We start from the raw sequence: 15,866 nt of genomic DNA on the forward strand, positions 1-15,866 counted from the left end.
TTCAGGCGCGCCGAACATTGTAGAACAGCGGGAAGCCCTTCAGCATGCCGGTCAGATTGGTCCGATAGGCCGTGGGCTGGTAGAAGACGCCGAGCGGCAGATAGGGCAGCTCCTGGAAAGCCTGACGTTGCATCTGCCGGCAGATCTCCTGTCGCGAGGTCTCGTCCGGCGCGGCGAACCACTGGCTGCGCAGATCTTCGAGGCTCTGGCTCGATGGCCAGCCGAACGTCGCTGTCCGCCCCGTGCCCCGCAAATAAGTGTGAGCAGCGGGGTTCACGGCGCTGACGCCGGTCGAATAGTTGCACCAAATGTTCCAGCCGCCTTTGTCGATCGGCTGCTGCGAGGCGACGCGCTGGAGCACCGTGGCCCAGTCGAGCGCCTGATAGTCAAGATTGATGCCGGCTCGTCTGAGCATGTCGCCGGCGACCTCGCTCATGGCGTTGAGCGCGGGAAAGTCGGTCGGAACCGGAAAGACGATGCGCTCGCCGGCATATCCCGCCGCCTTCAGCGCCGCCTTCACCTTGTCGAAGTCCTTGGCGGCGGGCAGGGCGTCCATGCCGACATCGTTCGCCATCGGCGAGCCCGGCGTGAAGAAGCCGACGCCATCTTTCCAGTAGCGCCGGTCCTCTCCGGCGACCGCGACCATGTACTCGTCCTGACGGAGCGCGCCGAGCAACGCGCGCCGCATCTCCGGCCTGTCGAACGGCGGCAGCAGATGGTTGAAGCGGATCATCGGGATCGCGCCGAAGCGGTCGAGCACCTCGACCTTGAGGTCCTTGTTGGCGGCGAACACCGGCAGCAGATCGGGGATCGGCTGCTCCCACCAGTCGACCTCGCCGGTCTGGAGCGCCGCTGCGGCCGTGGATGCGTCCGGTATCGTCCGCCATTCGACGCGGTCGAAATAGGCGACCTTGGGGCCGGACATGAAGCTCGTCTCACCGTTCGGCGTCGGACGGTAGCCGGCGAACTTCTCATAGGCGTTCAGCGATCCCGGCACCCGGTCGGCCGCGATGTAGCGATAAGGCCCGCTGCCCACCATTTCGGTGATGCGCTGCATCGGATCGGTCAGGGCGAGGCGCTCCGGCATGATGACGCAGACATTGGTGCCGGGCTTTCCGAGCACGTCTGATAACAGCGGGAACGGCCGCTTCAACCGGAAGTGCAGCTCGCTGTCGGAGTGTGCGGTCAATTCGTCCACCGCGGCCATCAGCGACTGTCCGTAGAGGTCGCGCACGCCCCAGCGCTTGATGCTGGCGACGACGTCGCGCGCGAGGACCTTCTGCCCGTCATGGAACTGGAGGCCGTCGCGCAGAGTGATCCGCCACAGCAGGCCGTCATTCTCGACGACATGCCCTTCGGCCATCTGCGGATGCGACCGAAGCTGTTCGTCGACCCCGTAGAGCGTGTCGAAAATCAGCAGCGCGTGATGCCGGATCACGAGGCCGGTGGACTGGATCGGATCGAGCAGCGCGAGATCCGCTTGCGGAACGAACTTCAGCACGCGGCTTGCCTGCGCCGCCGCCAGGCGCGGCGCGGCAATAGCACCGGCGGCGAGGCCGGCGGCAGACGCAATCAATTTGCGACGCGTGATCATGCTGCACCCTTTTTGTTTTCGGTCGACAGCGATGGCCGGTGCTGCCGCCAGGGACGCGCCTGCTCGAACGCGGCCGACGCCTGCAGGACGCCGAGGTCGTCGAAGCGGCGGCCGACGATCTGCAGGCCGACCGGCAGCCCCTCGTCATTGAAGCCGCAGGGCGCGCTCGCGGCCGGGTTGCCGGAGAAATTGAACGGATAGGAAAACTGCGCCCACATCAGCCAATCCCAGGGATGCTGTGGCCACGATGGCGGCTGCAGCAGATGCGCGGGAAATGCCGCCGTGCTGACCGCAGGCGTCAGCAGCAGATCCCAGTCCTCGAAGAAGCGATGGATCGCCTCGCAATAGGCGAGCTTGCGGGCCCGCATCAGATGATACAGCTCGGCGCTGAAGCTCTGGCCCTCGCGCATCATCGCGACCAGGCCGGGATCCATTCTGTCATGCCAGTCGGGAAGGTAGGTGGCGGCGCGGGCGAGATAGCCCGCCGGCCAGAAGAAATGCGCCAGATCGCGGCCAAGCGGCCCCCAGTCCGGCGTCACCAGTTCGACGGTGGCACCGAGCTCCGCGAAGGCGTCGACGGCCTTGGCAACCAGTGCAGCAACGTCGGCATCGACCCGGGCATGACCGAGATCGGGACTGAACGCGATGCGCTTGCCCTTCAGGTCGCCGCCGAGAAGCCGTGAATAGGGCTGCGGTTGCGCCTCACAGGACGTGTGATCCCATGGATGGGGACCGGCCATCGCTTCCAGCATCAGCGCGCTGTCGGCCACCGTGCGCGTCAGCGTGCCCATATGGGTCGCGTAGTCGTTGTTGGGCACCGGCCAATACGGGATGCGGCCGTAGGTCGGCTTCAAGCCGTAAATGCCGGAAAAGTGGGCGGGCATGCGCACCGATCCGCCGCCATCGGAGCCGAGATGGAGGGGGCCGAAGCCGGCAGCGGCGCCGACCGCGGCTCCCGCCGAGGAGGCTCCGGCGTTATAGCCGCGCTTCCACGGATTATGGGTGATGCCGGTCAGCGGGCTCTGGCTGACGCCTTTCCAGCCGAACTCGGGCACCGCGGTCTTGCCCACGGTCATGCTGCCGGCGGCATGAAGACGGGTGATGCAGGGCGCATCGACGTCGGGAATCCAGTCGGCCGATGCGTAGGAGCCCTGCGCGGTGGTGAGCCCCGCCGTCGGGTGCATGTCCTTCAGTGTCACCGGGATGCCTTCGAGCAGGCGCGGCTCGCGTTTGCCGAAATAGGCCGCCTCGGCCTCCTGCGCCGCCTTGAGCGCCAGCTCCGGCGTCAGCATGGTCATCGCGTTGAGGGCCGGGTCGAACGCTTCGATGCGACGAAGCACGGCGTCGGCGACCTCATGGGGAGACAGTTGCCCGCCCGCATAGAGCGCCTTGAGTTCGACCGCGCTCAGAAATCCGATTTCCGCCGTGTCCATCGTCGTCCCTGCTTCAGATATTCGGCTACAGTCCGGCCTCGTCGATTTGACGCTTCAAGCTTCCGGCCCTGCCGCTATAAGAAGCATATCCTGTGCCATCACAATTACAATACGGAGCGTCTCGTATGTCAATTGTCTCGCCGGTTCGACCGAAAGTGTCCGCGCCCCAGCCGAGCCGTGCCGGTCGGCCTCGCGATCCGGCGGTGCAGCGCCAGATTCTCGAAGCTGCCAAAGCGCTGGTGGGAGAGAGCGGATGTGCGGCGCTCACCATCGAGGGCGTCGCGGCCAGAGCGGGCGTTTCCAAGCAGTCGGTCTACCGGCGCTGGTCATCCCGCGGTGACCTGCTGGTCGATCTTTACCTCGGCTCAGTCGCCGAGGAGCCGGAGGGATGGCACCGCCTTGGCTTCAAGGCGGCTTTCACCGACTACGTTCAATGGAGTGTTCGGCGCCTGTTCGATCCAAAACGGGCCGCCATCCTGCGCGGGCTGGCGATGGAGGCACAGGCCGATCCGGCAATCCGGCAGGTGCTGAAGGCGAGGATCGTGGAGCCGAGGCTCGCAAGGGGGCGCGAGCTGCTGCGTCGTGCCGCCGGTGCTGGCGAAATCCGAAAGGATCTCGACGTCGAGACGGCTTTGGATTTCGTCTTCGGATCGATCTGGTTCAGTCTCCTGATCACAGGCTCGCCGATCAACCGCCCCTGGCAGGACAGGGTGTTGCGGGCGTTTTTTATCCTGGCGGCGCCTGTGGCTCCGAAAAGTGCCCACAGAACCTAGCAGGGCGTGGACACATAAGTGCGAGATATCAGCCTTTGATGGTGAAGCAGACTTGCGCGAGCAACTCCGGGATGTCGCCGTTTGACCCGGGGCGGACGCCTAGACTAGTTGGCTTTCCGTCGGTGTGGGCTCCGTTCACAGATGCAAGCCAAGCGCAGATTCATCAGGCGAACAAGAAGTCATGCGCTGTCAGCAAATGCGTGAAATTGTGGAGGGTTACCTGATCGGCTCCTGCGGTGATGATGGTGTCAGTGCCACTTTGGGTGATGGTGAGGTCCGCGAATGAATGCAGGCTCGCCACACCGCTAAACTCAATTTTATCCTGTTGGCTCTGGCTGAAGTCTTCGATGGTGTTATTGGTTCCGACTGTCATCGAACTGTTGTCCTTGAATACGAACAGGTCTTTGCCGCCCTTCGCGCCGCCGCTCAGTTGCCCATCACCCCACATGTCGTTGATGACCGTGCCGCCGGGTGCCGCGGTGCCGGCGATCAAGGTATCGTCGCCGCCCTTGGCTGAGCCGGACATAAATTCCGCGTCACCGATGAGAATGTTGGTAACAGTGCCACTAACCAGGCCAGTGCTGTTACCCCCCGTAAGAGTATCGTTGCCTCCCTTCGCAGACTCGGACATGGATTTGGCGTCACCGACGAGGATGTTGGTAACGCCATCGCCGCTAGCCCCCGTTAGGGTGTCGTTGCCGCCCCGAGCATGACCAGACATGTTGCCGCCCGCATCACCAAAGACAGTATTGTTGCACAAGAAGGCCGCCGACGTGTCCGGGGCTGTCAATCCGCCCGTGAAAGTGTCGTTGCCGCCTTGAGCATGGCCCGACATATCGCCGCCTGCGTCACCGTAGAAAGTGTTGTCGGTCCGGACGCCTCCGCCCGTGAAGGAGTCGTCGCCGCCCCGAGCATGGCCGGACATGTTGCCGCCCGCGTCCCCGTAGAAAGTGTTGGTGGTCCGATCAGAGCCGCCCGTGAAAGTGTCGTTGCCGCCTTGAGCATGGCCGGACATGTTGCCGCCCGCGTCACCGTAGAAAGTGTTGTCGCAGAAGAAAACCCCTCCCACGAAACTGTCGTTGCCGCCCTTGCTGTGGTCCGACATATCGCCGCCCGCGTCACCGTAAACAATGTTGCCGGAAGTAGACCCTGTGAAGGTGTCGTTGCCGCCCTGAGCATGGCCGGACATGTTGCCGCCCGCGTCACCGTAGTAGGTGCCCCTGCCAGCGCCCGTGAAGGTGTCGTTGCCGCCCCGAGCATGGTCCGACATGTTGCCGCCCGCGTCACCGTAGTAAGAGGCCTCGACGCCGCCGCCCATGAAAGTGTCGTCGCCGCCCTGAGCATGGCCGGACATGTTGCCGCCCGCATCACCGTAAAAAAAAGAGGCCGCGAAGCCGCTGGCCGAGAAAATGTCGTTGCCGCCCTTGCTGTGGTCCGACATATCGCTGCCCGCGTCACCGTAAGCAGTGATTGTCCCACCTCCAGAGGACTGCCCCGTGAAGGTATCGTCGCCGCCCTGAGCGAAGTCGAACAGGCTGCCAACCGCGTCGCCGTAGAAAGTGGCGTCGAAGGAGCCGCCCGTCGTAAAGGTGTCGTCGCCGCCCTTGGAAAAATCGAACATGCTGCCGCCGGCATCCCCGATCAAAATATTTGTGTTTGGGTCGCCCGAGAGGATGTCATCGGTCCCGTGTTGATGATCGGTTAGATCGCCGGGGGTAAATGGAACCAGGTCGATTGGGCGTGCCATGTGATTTCCTCCCTGTGATGGTTTCTCGATCGCCGATCCTTCATGCGAATTCGGATAATACAACCTTTCCGAGTAACTGCGTGGTTTGCACATCTGTCAAGCTGAAGTTGCTACCCTTCAAATGAGGTTGCCAAGACCGCCTTGGTCCTCGGCCTCGATGTGCCGCCGTCGCTCATCGCTCGTGCGGATGAGGTGATCGAATGAGTGCGCCAGCCGCAAGCTCGTGCGATCCAACCGGTGGAAGTCCGGCCCAAGTCCTGAAGAGCCGGCGAGAAACGGATGTTGATGGATGTCGGCCGCAGACGGGGCCGTTCCGCACGTCTCGCTATGAGGGGCTTATGACACAGCAGGATTAGTCGGGCCGCCGAGCGGCGGGCGATGCCACAGCCGAAAGCCCGAGGCGTTTGGTGTCGTAGCCGGAGTTCAGGATGGTTTCCCACCACGGCCTGTTGGCAAGATACCAGCCGACGGTCTTGTCGAGCCCGCTGTCGAAATTCTCCTGCGCGGTCCAGCCGAGCTCGCGTTCCAGCTTCCCGGCGTCGATCGCATAGCGGCGGTCATGGCCGGGACGATCGGCGACGAACGAGATCAGCCGGCTGCGGTCCCCCTGGCCTGACGGCTGCAGCCGATCGAGCAGCCGGCAGACGGTTTCAACGACCGCGAGATTGGTCCGCTCGTTGCGGCCGCCGACATTGTAGGTCTCGCCGACCCGGCCATGCCGGAGGATTGTCCACAGTGCACGCGCGTGGTCCTCGACATGCAGCCAGTCGCGAACCTGCCGGCCGTCGCCGTAGACCGGAAGAGGTTCGTCGGCGAGCGCCTTGATGATCATGTGAGGAATCAGCTTCTCCGGAAACTGATACGGCCCGTAATTGTTCGAGCAGTTCGAAATCAGGCAGGGCAGTTCGTAGGTTTCGCACCAGGCGCGGACCAGATGATCCGACGCAGCCTTGCTGGCGGAATAGGGCGAGTTCGGTGCGTAGGGGCTCTGTTCGGTGAAAGCGCCGTCGGGACCGAGCGATCCGAACACCTCGTCAGTCGAGACGTGCAGCAGGCGAAACAACTTGCGCTCCGACGGCGTCAGCGCGCGCCAGTGGCGCAGCGCCTCCTGCAGCAGCGTGAACGTGCCCGTGATGTTGGTTCGGATGAATTCCTGCGGACCGTCGATCGAGCGGTCGACATGGGTCTCGGCCGCGAGATGGATCACGCCTTTCGGATTGTATCTAGCGAACAAATCGCGCAGGGCGTCGCCGTCGCAAATGTCGATCCTGGCGAGGGCATAGCGGGCGGGGTGCGCCGCGGCCTGCGGAATTGATTCCAGGCTCGACGCGTAGGTCAGCTTATCGATGTTGACGATCGAGACATCGGTGTTCCCAAGCAAATGCCTGACGACGGCGGACCCGATGAAGCCCGCGCCACCCGTCACGAAGATCGTCGATCGTCCCTCGCTCATATCCGGCACATTGGTTGGCTAGCGCTGCGACTTCACGACGCCGTGATAGACGGAGAGCAGATATTCGCCATAGCTACTCCTTGCCGATCGCTGCGCCAGATGATGGAATTGTTCGAGCGTGATGTTTCCCATCCGCAGCGCGACCTCCTCGATGCAGGCAATGCGCAAACCTTGCCGCTGCTCGAGAATCTGGACGAAGTGGCTGGCCTCGACCAGCGACGAATGCGTGCCGGTATCGAGCCAGGCAAAGCCGCGATGGAGCATTTCGACGGCGAGCTCGCCCCGTTCGATATAGGCGCGATTGATGTCGGTGATCTCGAGTTCGCCCCGCGCCGAGGGTTTCACCGCGGCGGCGATGTCGAGCACCGAATTGTCGTAGAAATAGAGGCCGGTCACCGCGACATTCGATTTCGGCTGCGCCGGCTTTTCCTCGATCGAGATCGGCCGTCCCTGATCGTCCAGCTCGACGACACCATAACTCTGCGGCGAGCCGACCGCGTAGCCGAAAATCGTCGCGCCCCTGGTCTTGCCGCCGGCCCGCTTCAGCTTGTCGCTCAGGCCGTGGCCATAGAAGATGTTGTCGCCAAGGATCAGCGCGACGTTGTCGTTGCCGACGAAGTCGCGGCCGACAATGAAGGCATCGGCGAGGCCGCGCGGCTGCGTCTGCACCGCGTAGGACAATTTGAGGCCGATCTCGCCGCCTTCGCCGAGTAACCGGCGGAACAGATGCTGATCCTCCGGCGTGGTGATGATCAGGATGTCCTTGATTCCCGCCAGCATCAGCGTCGACAACGGATAGTAGATCATCGGCTTGTCGAACACCGGCAACAACTGCTTGGAGACGACCGTCGTCACCGGATACAGCCGTGTCCCGGTTCCGCCCGCCAGAATGATCCCCTTCATCGTACCTCTCGCCCCGCAGGCATTAAGAGTTGCCCCGGCTAGCTCTAGCACGGATTTTACCTCGGGTACGGGCCCCGCTGGCCGGATTTGCGCGTCGGCGCATGAACTTGCGGGCATTTGCACTGGCTCGGCGAGCGGGCCTCCGGCCTCACCAGCCAGTGTGATGCGTCGATCGCGGAATGACCCCGTCGCGAATCGAGCGGCAACGATTCCGCTGCACGGCAAATCATACCGCGAAGGATTCGATAGGCGCGATCGTCAGCACGATCGGTCGAGCACGCGCGATTGTGAATGTGCGATAGCTCACGATGTGCACGCTGCCGGGTGATGTCGCGACGCCACGTCATGAGATTATCGAATTTGATGACTAGGTCTGTCCGGGGAATCTGGGGCGTCACATGTTTTATCGATTCAAATTTCCTCTGCTGGCGCAGTTGAAAGAGAAAAGTCTTTCCGGCGTCTTTGTCGGACTGATTTTATTGGCGATGACGGGATGGATTTATCTGCTGAGCACGATGTTCCTGAAATTCACGCTGTGGGTTTTTTCGTGAGCGGTGGCAACCTCGCACGCGTGTTGATCGATTTTGCATCGTTTGGCTGCACAAAGAATTCAGCGGATGAACAATCTTTCGGCGCGCTGAATCATGATGTGGTCACAACTTCGGACTGTAGATACCAGCACGATGAATTGGGACGACGGACAATGCTTGGTGCTCTCATCTTGTTGACGACGTTTTTCGCAGGCTTCTTCGCCGGCTACGGCGCGCGCGCCTGGCGATCGTACAAGCGGCGCATGCTGGTGCATACGTCCGGCAGGTCGAGGTTGCCCTCCACGACATTCGGTCATGCCCGCCGGGCGTTCTAGCCATCCTGGTGGTCGCGCCGTCGCAGGCTTGCTCACGGCACGACGACGGCTGCAGGCGCTGGTGGCTTTGCCCGCGGGGCAGCGTGTGCCGCCGGCGTGGCACGGCTCTTGTATGGAGAGCTGGTTGCGTTGACTGATTTGCTCGAGGGGACCGCGTGGTGGGATGGTTGGTCGTTCTGCTTGTGCTCGTAATCGGCGTTGCGGCCTTCATGTGGGTCTACCGCCGCCGGCTGGCTGCACGAACCGGTCCCTGGATCGCCAACGAGCTCGCGTAGGATGACTGACCTCAGGAACAACTCGCCAAGGCGCTACGTCATCGATAATGACGGCCGGCGCGTCTTGATCGGCCTCACTTATGAAGAGACGTTCGAGTTCGAACGGCTCGATCACCTCTCGAGCCTGCACGATGCGAGCCGGCACGATGACGGCCACGTGCTGTGGGACGCCGGGGGCCGTCCGGCCACCAATCCGGCGCAGCGCTGGCTCGATCTGTACAGCAAGCACGATCGCGCCTGGCTGCAATGGAGGGCCGATCGCCGCAGCGCCCGCGACCGGGATTTACCGTTTCTTAACTAAGACGGGGCGATTTTGGAGCGGCCGTCTCCTGATTGCGCCTGAACCGGACAAACGCGGATGTTTCAGCTGTTTTTGCGCAATCGAGCGCACAACTACATCAAGGCCCGCCTGGGTGACGAGGGGTTCAGGGCGCGCTCGCCGGAGCGCGACGCCGAGACCGACCGGGCCCGGATAGATTCCATCATGGCTGCGATCGAAACCGCATTGCATGCGGCCGAAAGCGAGCAATCCGGCCTGAGCCGCCGGGTCGACGACGTGCTGGCCCGCGCAGCCGTGACGTTCGGCAACGGCACCGACGAATATCTGGAGCGTGAGGCGCTCGACAATCACCATCAGGACCTGTTCACGGCAGAGATTTCCAACGGACAGCGTCGGCTGAAGGAGCTGGTGGGCGAGATCGCCCATTTCAAGTTCATGAAGGCCGCGGTGTTGAGCCGCTTTCCCAACTACAAGGCCACAATCTCCAGCTAGTCTAGCGGGCGGGCCGGCCTTGGCCCTGGGCGTCGCCGTTCCCGCTTGATCCCCCCTGCAATATCGGTAGGAATGCGTCCTGTTCGGGCGAATCCGGGTTTAACCCGGCGAAATCACGCCCCGAGGCCGTTCGACGGCAGTGGTGAGAAGCGGATTGTGGCCAATTTGCTAGTTACGGGGTGCGCGGGCTTTATCGGCTTTCACCTCACGCAGCGCTTGCTGGGCGAGGGCAGGCCAGTCATCGGCATCGACAACCTCAACGACTACTACGATCCGGCACTCAAGCAGGCGCGGCTCGACCGGCTCATGGCCCATCCCAACTTCACGTTCGAGAAGCTCGATCTGGCCGATCGGGCGGGCATGCAGGCGCTGTTTGCGCGGCATCGCTTTCCTGCCGTTGTGCACCTGGCCGCGCAGGCCGGCGTGCGATACTCGCTGCAAAATCCGCACGCTTACGCCGATTCCAATCTGGAAGGTTTCATCAATCTGCTGGAGGGCTGCCGGCAGGTCGAGTGCCGGCATCTCGTCTTCGCGTCGTCGTCGTCGGTCTACGGCGCCAACACCAAGCTGCCGTTTTCGGTGCACGACAATGTCGACCACCCGGTCAGCCTGTATGCGGCGACCAAGAAGGCCAACGAACTGCTGGCGCATTCCTACAGCCATCTCTATCGCCTCCCGACCACCGGTCTTCGTCTCTTCACGGTGTACGGACCGTGGTATCGGCCCGACATGGCGCTCTATCTGTTCGCCAGGGCGATCACCGCGGGGCAGCCGATCAACCTGTTCAATCACGGCCAGATGCGGCGCGACTTCACCCATGTCGACGATATCGTCGAGGCGATCGTCCGGATCATCGATCGCCCGCCGCAGGGCGACCCGAACTGGTCCGGCGTCAAGCCAGATTCGGGCACGAGCAGGGCGCCGTGGCGCATCTACAATGTCGGCAACAGCAGGCCGGAAGAACTGATGCACGTCGTTGCGCTGCTCGAGCAGGGATTGGGGCGGGTCGCGCAGAAGAACCTGCTTCCGATGCAGCCGGGCGATGTGCTCGATACCTTTGCCGACGTCGATGACCTCGTGCGCGACATCGGTTTCCGGCCGCGGGTTGCGATCGAGCAGGGGGTCGAGACATTCGTCACCTGGTATCGTGACTACCATCGCGTCTAAAGCGCGAAGAGATTAGGTTGAATCGTCATCGCGCTTTAGCTCCTTGTTTGAGCATGATCTTTTCGGAAAACCGCTTCACACTTTTCCGGATCATGCTCTAGGGTCTTTTCGGTACCGCTCACACCGCGAGCAGACTAGATTCCTGGATCGACAGCAGCCTCAGGTTTCCGGTCGCGTAGGCGCCGGTATCGATATCGGCGCGATTGGGCAGTATCTCGGCGCTGCGCACCGGGGTGTGTCCATGCACGATGTACTTGCTGAAGTTCTTCTTGCTCTGGAGAAACTCCTCGCGGATCCAGAGCAGATCGGCCTCGCGCTGCTCGGCGAGCGGGACGCCCGGGCGCACGCCGGCATGCGCGAAGAAGAAATCGCCGCAGGTGAAGGAGAGCCGCAGCCGGCTCAGGAATTCGCGATGCAGCGGCGGCATGGCCGCGGCCAGCGCTCTCATCAACGCGCGCTGTTCGTCTTCCTGCGCATCCGACGCAGGTGAAAGTCCGCAGGACATCAGCGTCTGCGATCCGCCGACCCGGAGCCAGTCCTCGATACGGGGCGGTCGCGTAGCACCTCGCCGAGAAAGGCCTCGTGATTGCCCTTGGGGAAGACCGCGTTGCCGCGGCGGGCGCGCTGGATCAGAAGGTCCATCGTGCCTCGCGAGTCCGACCCCCGGTCGATATAATCGCCCATGTAGACCTCGATCGCGCGATACGGGCGGCTGTGCGCGACATCGGCGTCGATCACCCGGAACATCTGCTAGAGCAGGTGAGCGCAGCCATGGATGTCGCTGATCGCATAGATCCGAACACCGTCCGGCAGCCGCGGCTTGGTGGTTGACGTCAGTTGTCGCAGCGCTGACAGCACCAGGCGGATAGGGACTCTCCGGGCGATCGGCCCCACCGTCCGATAGGACAAACCGCAAATCGCAAAAAGGGATTCGCCGGGAACTGTTTCTTTTAACCCTGAAGAAGGTGCGGCGCGAGGTGAGTTTTTGGCGGCCGGCGTTAGCCGGATGCCGCTTTTGTGCACCTTCTTGATCGAGATTGCGCCAATTCGTGATCGAGATTACGCCAATTGTGGCGGTGCCCGGACAAGCGGAGGACGAGAGAGGCCTCTCAAGACCTCAACGAGGCTTCGGACTCCCCGAGCCGCGCTTCGCGGTTGGCGACGATCTCGGGGCCGATCGCGTGCGTAAGCACGGCGCTGGTCATATATCCGAATTGCAGGACGCATGCGAAAACCACGATCGTCGACAACGCCTCCGCGAGAGGCAGGCCCTGTGCAATCGAGATCCCGGCGACGAGCAACAATCCCATCAAGAGGATCGGCGCTAGAACGAAGAACCTGAATCGGATTCCCAAAGCCATTCCGAACAATGCACTGCTAATCGCCAACGCGGTCACACTCTTTACTCCTCACGCCACAATCCGTAATGGTCCTGCCCTAACATTGCTTTAATGGCCATGATCGAATTGTCCTAACGCTAGGGTTGCATGGGGAGCGAATGACGCGCATAGAGCCCGAATCGAGATGTTTTTTCACGGTGCCGTCACCACAAGAGCGCGGCTGTTGCTCAAGGAAGTGTCATTAGCGTGGTGTCAAGTCGTGCAGCCCGCCGACGTTCGTTGCACGTTTCTCAATGCGCGCAAGTTCGGTGCTCGCGATTGGACAATCGCGCATCACGAATTGATTGATTATGCATCATGCTGTGATCGACGCGTGTGGCAATATCTTGCAATGCGAAAAACGAATTGATTTTCCTGTTGCGGCGCCACAATATCGCTGCGTTTGGTAAACAACCTGCGCAGGCATTTGCGAATCCCAGCGCGCGAAACTGAGACTTTCCTAACCAAGTTTGGTGCGAGATCGCTTCCTCAGTATTCGAGCTTTTCCCGCCTGCATTTGTTGTGTTTGTCCGTTTTCGTCAATGCGGCCGTTGAAGTGATGAGGTTCGAGATGTCTGCAACCACGTTTGGCTCCGATGGTCTTCGAGTAGTAACATCGAACCGCGGCACCTCGTTGCAGAGGCCGTTTCAGCTCTTCATCATCGCCGGCGACTTCCTCATCATCCTGGCGAGTTACATCGCCTCAAGCGCGATCTATCGCTGCTTCGTGAATTCGCCGTCCGATCCGGTTAATTCAGTCGGCGCCGGGCTGGTCGTCGGCATCGTGTTCGTGCTGGCCGCTTATTCTCAGGGCGTCTACGACAATCACAGATTGCTGAATACGCTCTGGCAGTCGCGCAAGGCCCTCGTCATCTGGCTGTTCGCGCTGACCACGCTGGCGGTCGCTGCGTTCCTCCTGAAGTCGACCGCCGACATGTCCCGCGGCACCATCATCCTGTTCACTGCGATCGGGGCGGTTGGGCTCGTCGCGCATCGCGTGGTCTGGCGTTATTGCCTCTCGTCGGCCTTCGCCAAGGAACGACTGATCGACCGCAAGGTCATCCTGATCAGCCTTCGCGCGCTGGATTTCACCTCGACCCGGTTCAAGGACCTTCGCAAGCACGGTTTCGACGTCGTGCAGCACTTCGTGCTCAGTGTGGCTCTGGACCAGGACGACAACACTTGGAACCAGCAGGTTTCCGATGTGATCCGGCAATCGCGTGCCGCCGACGCCGATGAGTATCTGTTGGCGATTGACTGGAACGAGCTACCGATGCTGCAGAAGCTGAGCCACCATCTGCGAATGGTGCCGCAACCGATCCGCCTGTTGCCCGATTTCCCGATCGCCGATCTGGTCTCGCGGCCCTTCCTGCCGGTCAGTGGAACTGTGGCGATCGAGATCCAGCGGCCGCCGCTGACGGTTCTCGAACGGGTTCAGAAGCGCTTCCTTGACATCGGGCTGGCGTCCTTTGCGCTGCTGTTGCTGGCGCCGATGTTCCTGACGGCCGCCCTGCTGGTCAAGCTCGATACGGCGGGCCCGATCATCTTCCGGCAGTCCCGACGCGGCTTCAACGGCAAGCCGTTCCAGATCTGGAAATTCCGCAGCATGACTGTGACCGAGAACGGGACCACTGTCATGCAGGCCACGAAGCGGGACGCACGGGTAACCCGGGTCGGGCGCTTCCTGCGCAAGACCAGCATCGACGAGTTGCCGCAACTCTGGAACGTGCTGCGCGGTGAGATGTCCCTGGTCGGGCCGCGTCCGCATGCGCTCGCCCACGATAATTACTATGACCAGCTGATCAGCAAATATGTCTATCGTCACCACATGAAGCCCGGCCTGACCGGCTGGGCCCAGGTCAATGGCTTCCGCGGCGAGACGCCGACCATCGACCTGATGGAGAAGCGCGTCGAATACGACGTCTGGTATGTGAGCAACTGGAGCATCTGGCTCGACATCCGGATCATCTTCCGTACAGCGGCTGCGCTTATGTATCAGGAAGCCTACTGAGACAGCCGCACACCGCTATGTCAGGCCTGCACGCCTTTGGTCTATTTCTCGTCCTCGATCAGGATCATGAACTGCAGGAATAAATAGAGGCCCATGACCGCGAAATGACGCAAAGCGCGGCGGCGGCGACCGCGATGATGGCAGATGTCGACATGACCTCCAGAGTCCCGGCAAGCGATGGCTTGAACCTCTGCACGAAGCCGGTGGCTGGACCGCTACCCGAAAGTGTCCAAACTTCGCTTGGTGAAGCAATCATTGGTTTACGCCGACACAGCGGCGGACCTGCCTTGATCGCTTTGGGATCGTGCTTACGAAAATCCTGAAACGGGCAATGCCAGATTGAGGACCTGTCCTCCTCGATTGCGCATTCATATTCATGAAAATGGTGGTGCTGAACTCCTTCCCCAGCTACCGGGCGCAGGGGTCAGACGGCAAGCATGCTACTGCCCTGCATCGTCATCAATGTGAGGTTGCCGGTGGCATAGGCTCCGGTATCGATATTCGCCCGGTTTTCCAGCAGTTCGGGGCTGCGTACCGGCGTGTGGCCATGCACGATGTATTTGCCGAAGTTCTGCCGGCTTTTCAGGAACTCTTCGCGGATCCAGAGCAGGTCTGTCTCCTGCTGTTCGGCAAGCGGCACGCCGGGGCGGACGCCGGCATGGACGAAAAAGAAGTCTCCACAGGTGAATGTCAGCCGCAGCTTCCGGAGAAACTCGAGGTGCTGGCGCGGCATCGCGCGCGCAAATGCTTGCACCAAATGTTGCCGCTCCTCATCCCCAGGGGTGGGGGAGGGGGCCAGTCCATAGGACATCAACGTGTATAGTCCGCCGACGCGGAGCCAATCTGTCAGAAGCGACGGGTCGCGAAGGACATTGCCAAGAAACACTTCGTGGTTTCCCTTCAGGAAGATCGTGTTGCCTCGTCGGCTGCGGTCGATCAGGATGTCGAGGGTCGATCGTGAATCCGGACCGCGGTCGACGTAATCGCCCATATATACTTCAATGGCGTAGCGCGGACGGCTGCGCGCGAGATCGGCGTCGATGACCCGCAGCATCTGCTTCAGCAAATGCGCGCAACCATGAATATCGGTCATCGCGTAGATGCGTACCCCGTCCGGCAGTTTCGGCTTGTTCTTTGACGGACGCAATCGGCGCGTGGATAACATCTGCCTGCGGGCGCTCTCGCGAAAATATCTGAACATTTTAACCCTGAAACGCCACGTTGGGACTGGGCATCATGGGTGAAGAACCCTCAGATATTCCCGCGACGAGGGGGATATCTCCGCCGCGATCGCATCCCTCGCGGTTGGGGCGTGGTCGTGTCGGCTCGTTGCTATCGAAAAGCCCGAGGCCAGGCTCCGCTTGGTTGGCAGGATTGCGATCGTCAATGCAGTGGGTTACTCCGGCAAGCGTCTGGGTTCCACGCATGATCCTGAACTGCATAGTCACAACGTGGATGGCGCGCAAGCATTCCGCGGCGTTAACGGCGCTGCGC

Annotated in this window: 13 protein-coding genes and 1 pseudogene; 6 read left to right on the forward strand and 8 right to left on the reverse strand. The window is 61.7% G+C overall.

Features of this window, described 5'->3' with window-relative positions; all coding sequences use genetic code 11:
• Position 1: 1 nt before the first annotated feature.
• Together UP10_RS00665 and UP10_RS00670 are read right to left on the reverse strand one after the other, a co-directional pair.
• Complete coding sequence (locus UP10_RS00665) at positions 2-1,594, reverse strand: ABC transporter substrate-binding protein (RefSeq protein WP_044585522.1); 1,593 nt, start codon at positions 1,592-1,594, stop codon at positions 2-4.
• Positions 1,591-3,027, reverse strand: a complete 1,437-nt coding sequence (locus tag UP10_RS00670; RefSeq protein ID WP_044585523.1) for an amidase family protein — start codon at positions 3,025-3,027, stop codon at positions 1,591-1,593. Before UP10_RS00670 ends, UP10_RS00665 begins: the two co-directional genes overlap by 4 nt.
• 203 nt (positions 3,028-3,230) lie before the next feature.
• Between UP10_RS00670 and UP10_RS00675 the strand changes: the two genes are divergently transcribed.
• Complete coding sequence (locus tag UP10_RS00675; RefSeq protein WP_197086700.1) at positions 3,231-3,800, forward strand: TetR/AcrR family transcriptional regulator; 570 nt, start codon at positions 3,231-3,233, stop codon at positions 3,798-3,800.
• A 163-nt stretch (positions 3,801-3,963) separates the two neighbouring features.
• Here UP10_RS00675 and UP10_RS00680 read toward each other — a convergent pair whose 3' ends face one another.
• From UP10_RS00680 to rfbA, 3 genes are all read right to left on the reverse strand, one after another.
• Complete coding sequence (locus tag UP10_RS00680; RefSeq protein ID WP_044585524.1) at positions 3,964-5,547, reverse strand: calcium-binding protein; 1,584 nt, start codon at positions 5,545-5,547, stop codon at positions 3,964-3,966.
• Between the two features lie 352 nt (positions 5,548-5,899).
• Positions 5,900-7,000 carry a dTDP-glucose 4,6-dehydratase gene (gene rfbB / locus UP10_RS00685; protein WP_044585525.1) on the reverse strand — a complete coding sequence of 367 codons (1,101 nt, stop codon included), beginning with the start codon at positions 6,998-7,000 and terminating at the stop codon, positions 5,900-5,902.
• A gap of 18 nt (positions 7,001-7,018) precedes the next feature.
• Positions 7,019-7,903 carry a glucose-1-phosphate thymidylyltransferase RfbA gene (gene rfbA / locus UP10_RS00690; RefSeq protein ID WP_044585526.1) on the reverse strand — a complete coding sequence of 295 codons (885 nt, stop codon included), beginning with the start codon at positions 7,901-7,903 and terminating at the stop codon, positions 7,019-7,021.
• A gap of 493 nt (positions 7,904-8,396) precedes the next feature.
• On the opposite strand from rfbA, the gene UP10_RS00695 reads away from it, so the two are divergent.
• From UP10_RS00695 to UP10_RS00710, 4 genes are all read left to right on the forward strand, one after another.
• Positions 8,397-8,768: a hypothetical protein gene (locus UP10_RS00695; RefSeq protein ID WP_156179583.1), complete on the forward strand. Its 372-nt coding sequence runs from the start codon at positions 8,397-8,399 to the stop codon at positions 8,766-8,768.
• Positions 8,769-9,044: 276 nt separating this feature from the next.
• Positions 9,045-9,344, forward strand: coding sequence for a hypothetical protein (locus tag UP10_RS00700; protein ID WP_044585528.1), 300 nt, complete (start codon positions 9,045-9,047; stop codon positions 9,342-9,344).
• 57 nt (positions 9,345-9,401) lie between these two features.
• The gene (locus tag UP10_RS00705) at positions 9,402-9,815 is read left to right on the forward strand and encodes a hypothetical protein (protein WP_044585529.1); all 414 of its coding nucleotides are present in this window, start codon (positions 9,402-9,404) and stop codon (positions 9,813-9,815) included.
• Positions 9,816-9,971: 156 nt separating this feature from the next.
• Complete coding sequence (locus tag UP10_RS00710) at positions 9,972-10,982, forward strand: NAD-dependent epimerase (RefSeq protein WP_044585530.1); 1,011 nt, start codon at positions 9,972-9,974, stop codon at positions 10,980-10,982.
• Between the two features lie 118 nt (positions 10,983-11,100).
• Here UP10_RS00710 and UP10_RS00715 read toward each other — a convergent pair.
• Positions 11,101-11,729, reverse strand: a pseudogene (locus tag UP10_RS00715) (metallophosphoesterase).
• Positions 11,730-12,091: 362 nt separating this feature from the next.
• Positions 12,092-12,292 carry a hypothetical protein gene (locus UP10_RS00720; RefSeq protein WP_156179584.1) on the reverse strand — a complete coding sequence of 67 codons (201 nt, stop codon included), beginning with the start codon at positions 12,290-12,292 and terminating at the stop codon, positions 12,092-12,094.
• Positions 12,293-12,932: 640 nt separating this feature from the next.
• On the opposite strand from UP10_RS00720, the gene UP10_RS00725 reads away from it, so the two are divergent.
• Entirely contained in the window at positions 12,933-14,372 is a 1,440-nt protein-coding gene (locus tag UP10_RS00725) for an undecaprenyl-phosphate glucose phosphotransferase (RefSeq protein ID WP_044585583.1), read from the forward strand.
• A gap of 424 nt (positions 14,373-14,796) precedes the next feature.
• Here the strand turns inward: UP10_RS00725 and UP10_RS00730 are convergent, their stop codons facing one another.
• The gene (locus UP10_RS00730) at positions 14,797-15,537 is read right to left on the reverse strand and encodes a metallophosphoesterase (protein ID WP_044585584.1); all 741 of its coding nucleotides are present in this window, start codon (positions 15,535-15,537) and stop codon (positions 14,797-14,799) included.
• Positions 15,538-15,866 lie beyond the last annotated feature (329 nt).

The organism is Bradyrhizobium sp. LTSPM299 (assembly GCF_000938235.1).
GTDB lineage: Bacteria > Pseudomonadota > Alphaproteobacteria > Rhizobiales > Xanthobacteraceae > Bradyrhizobium.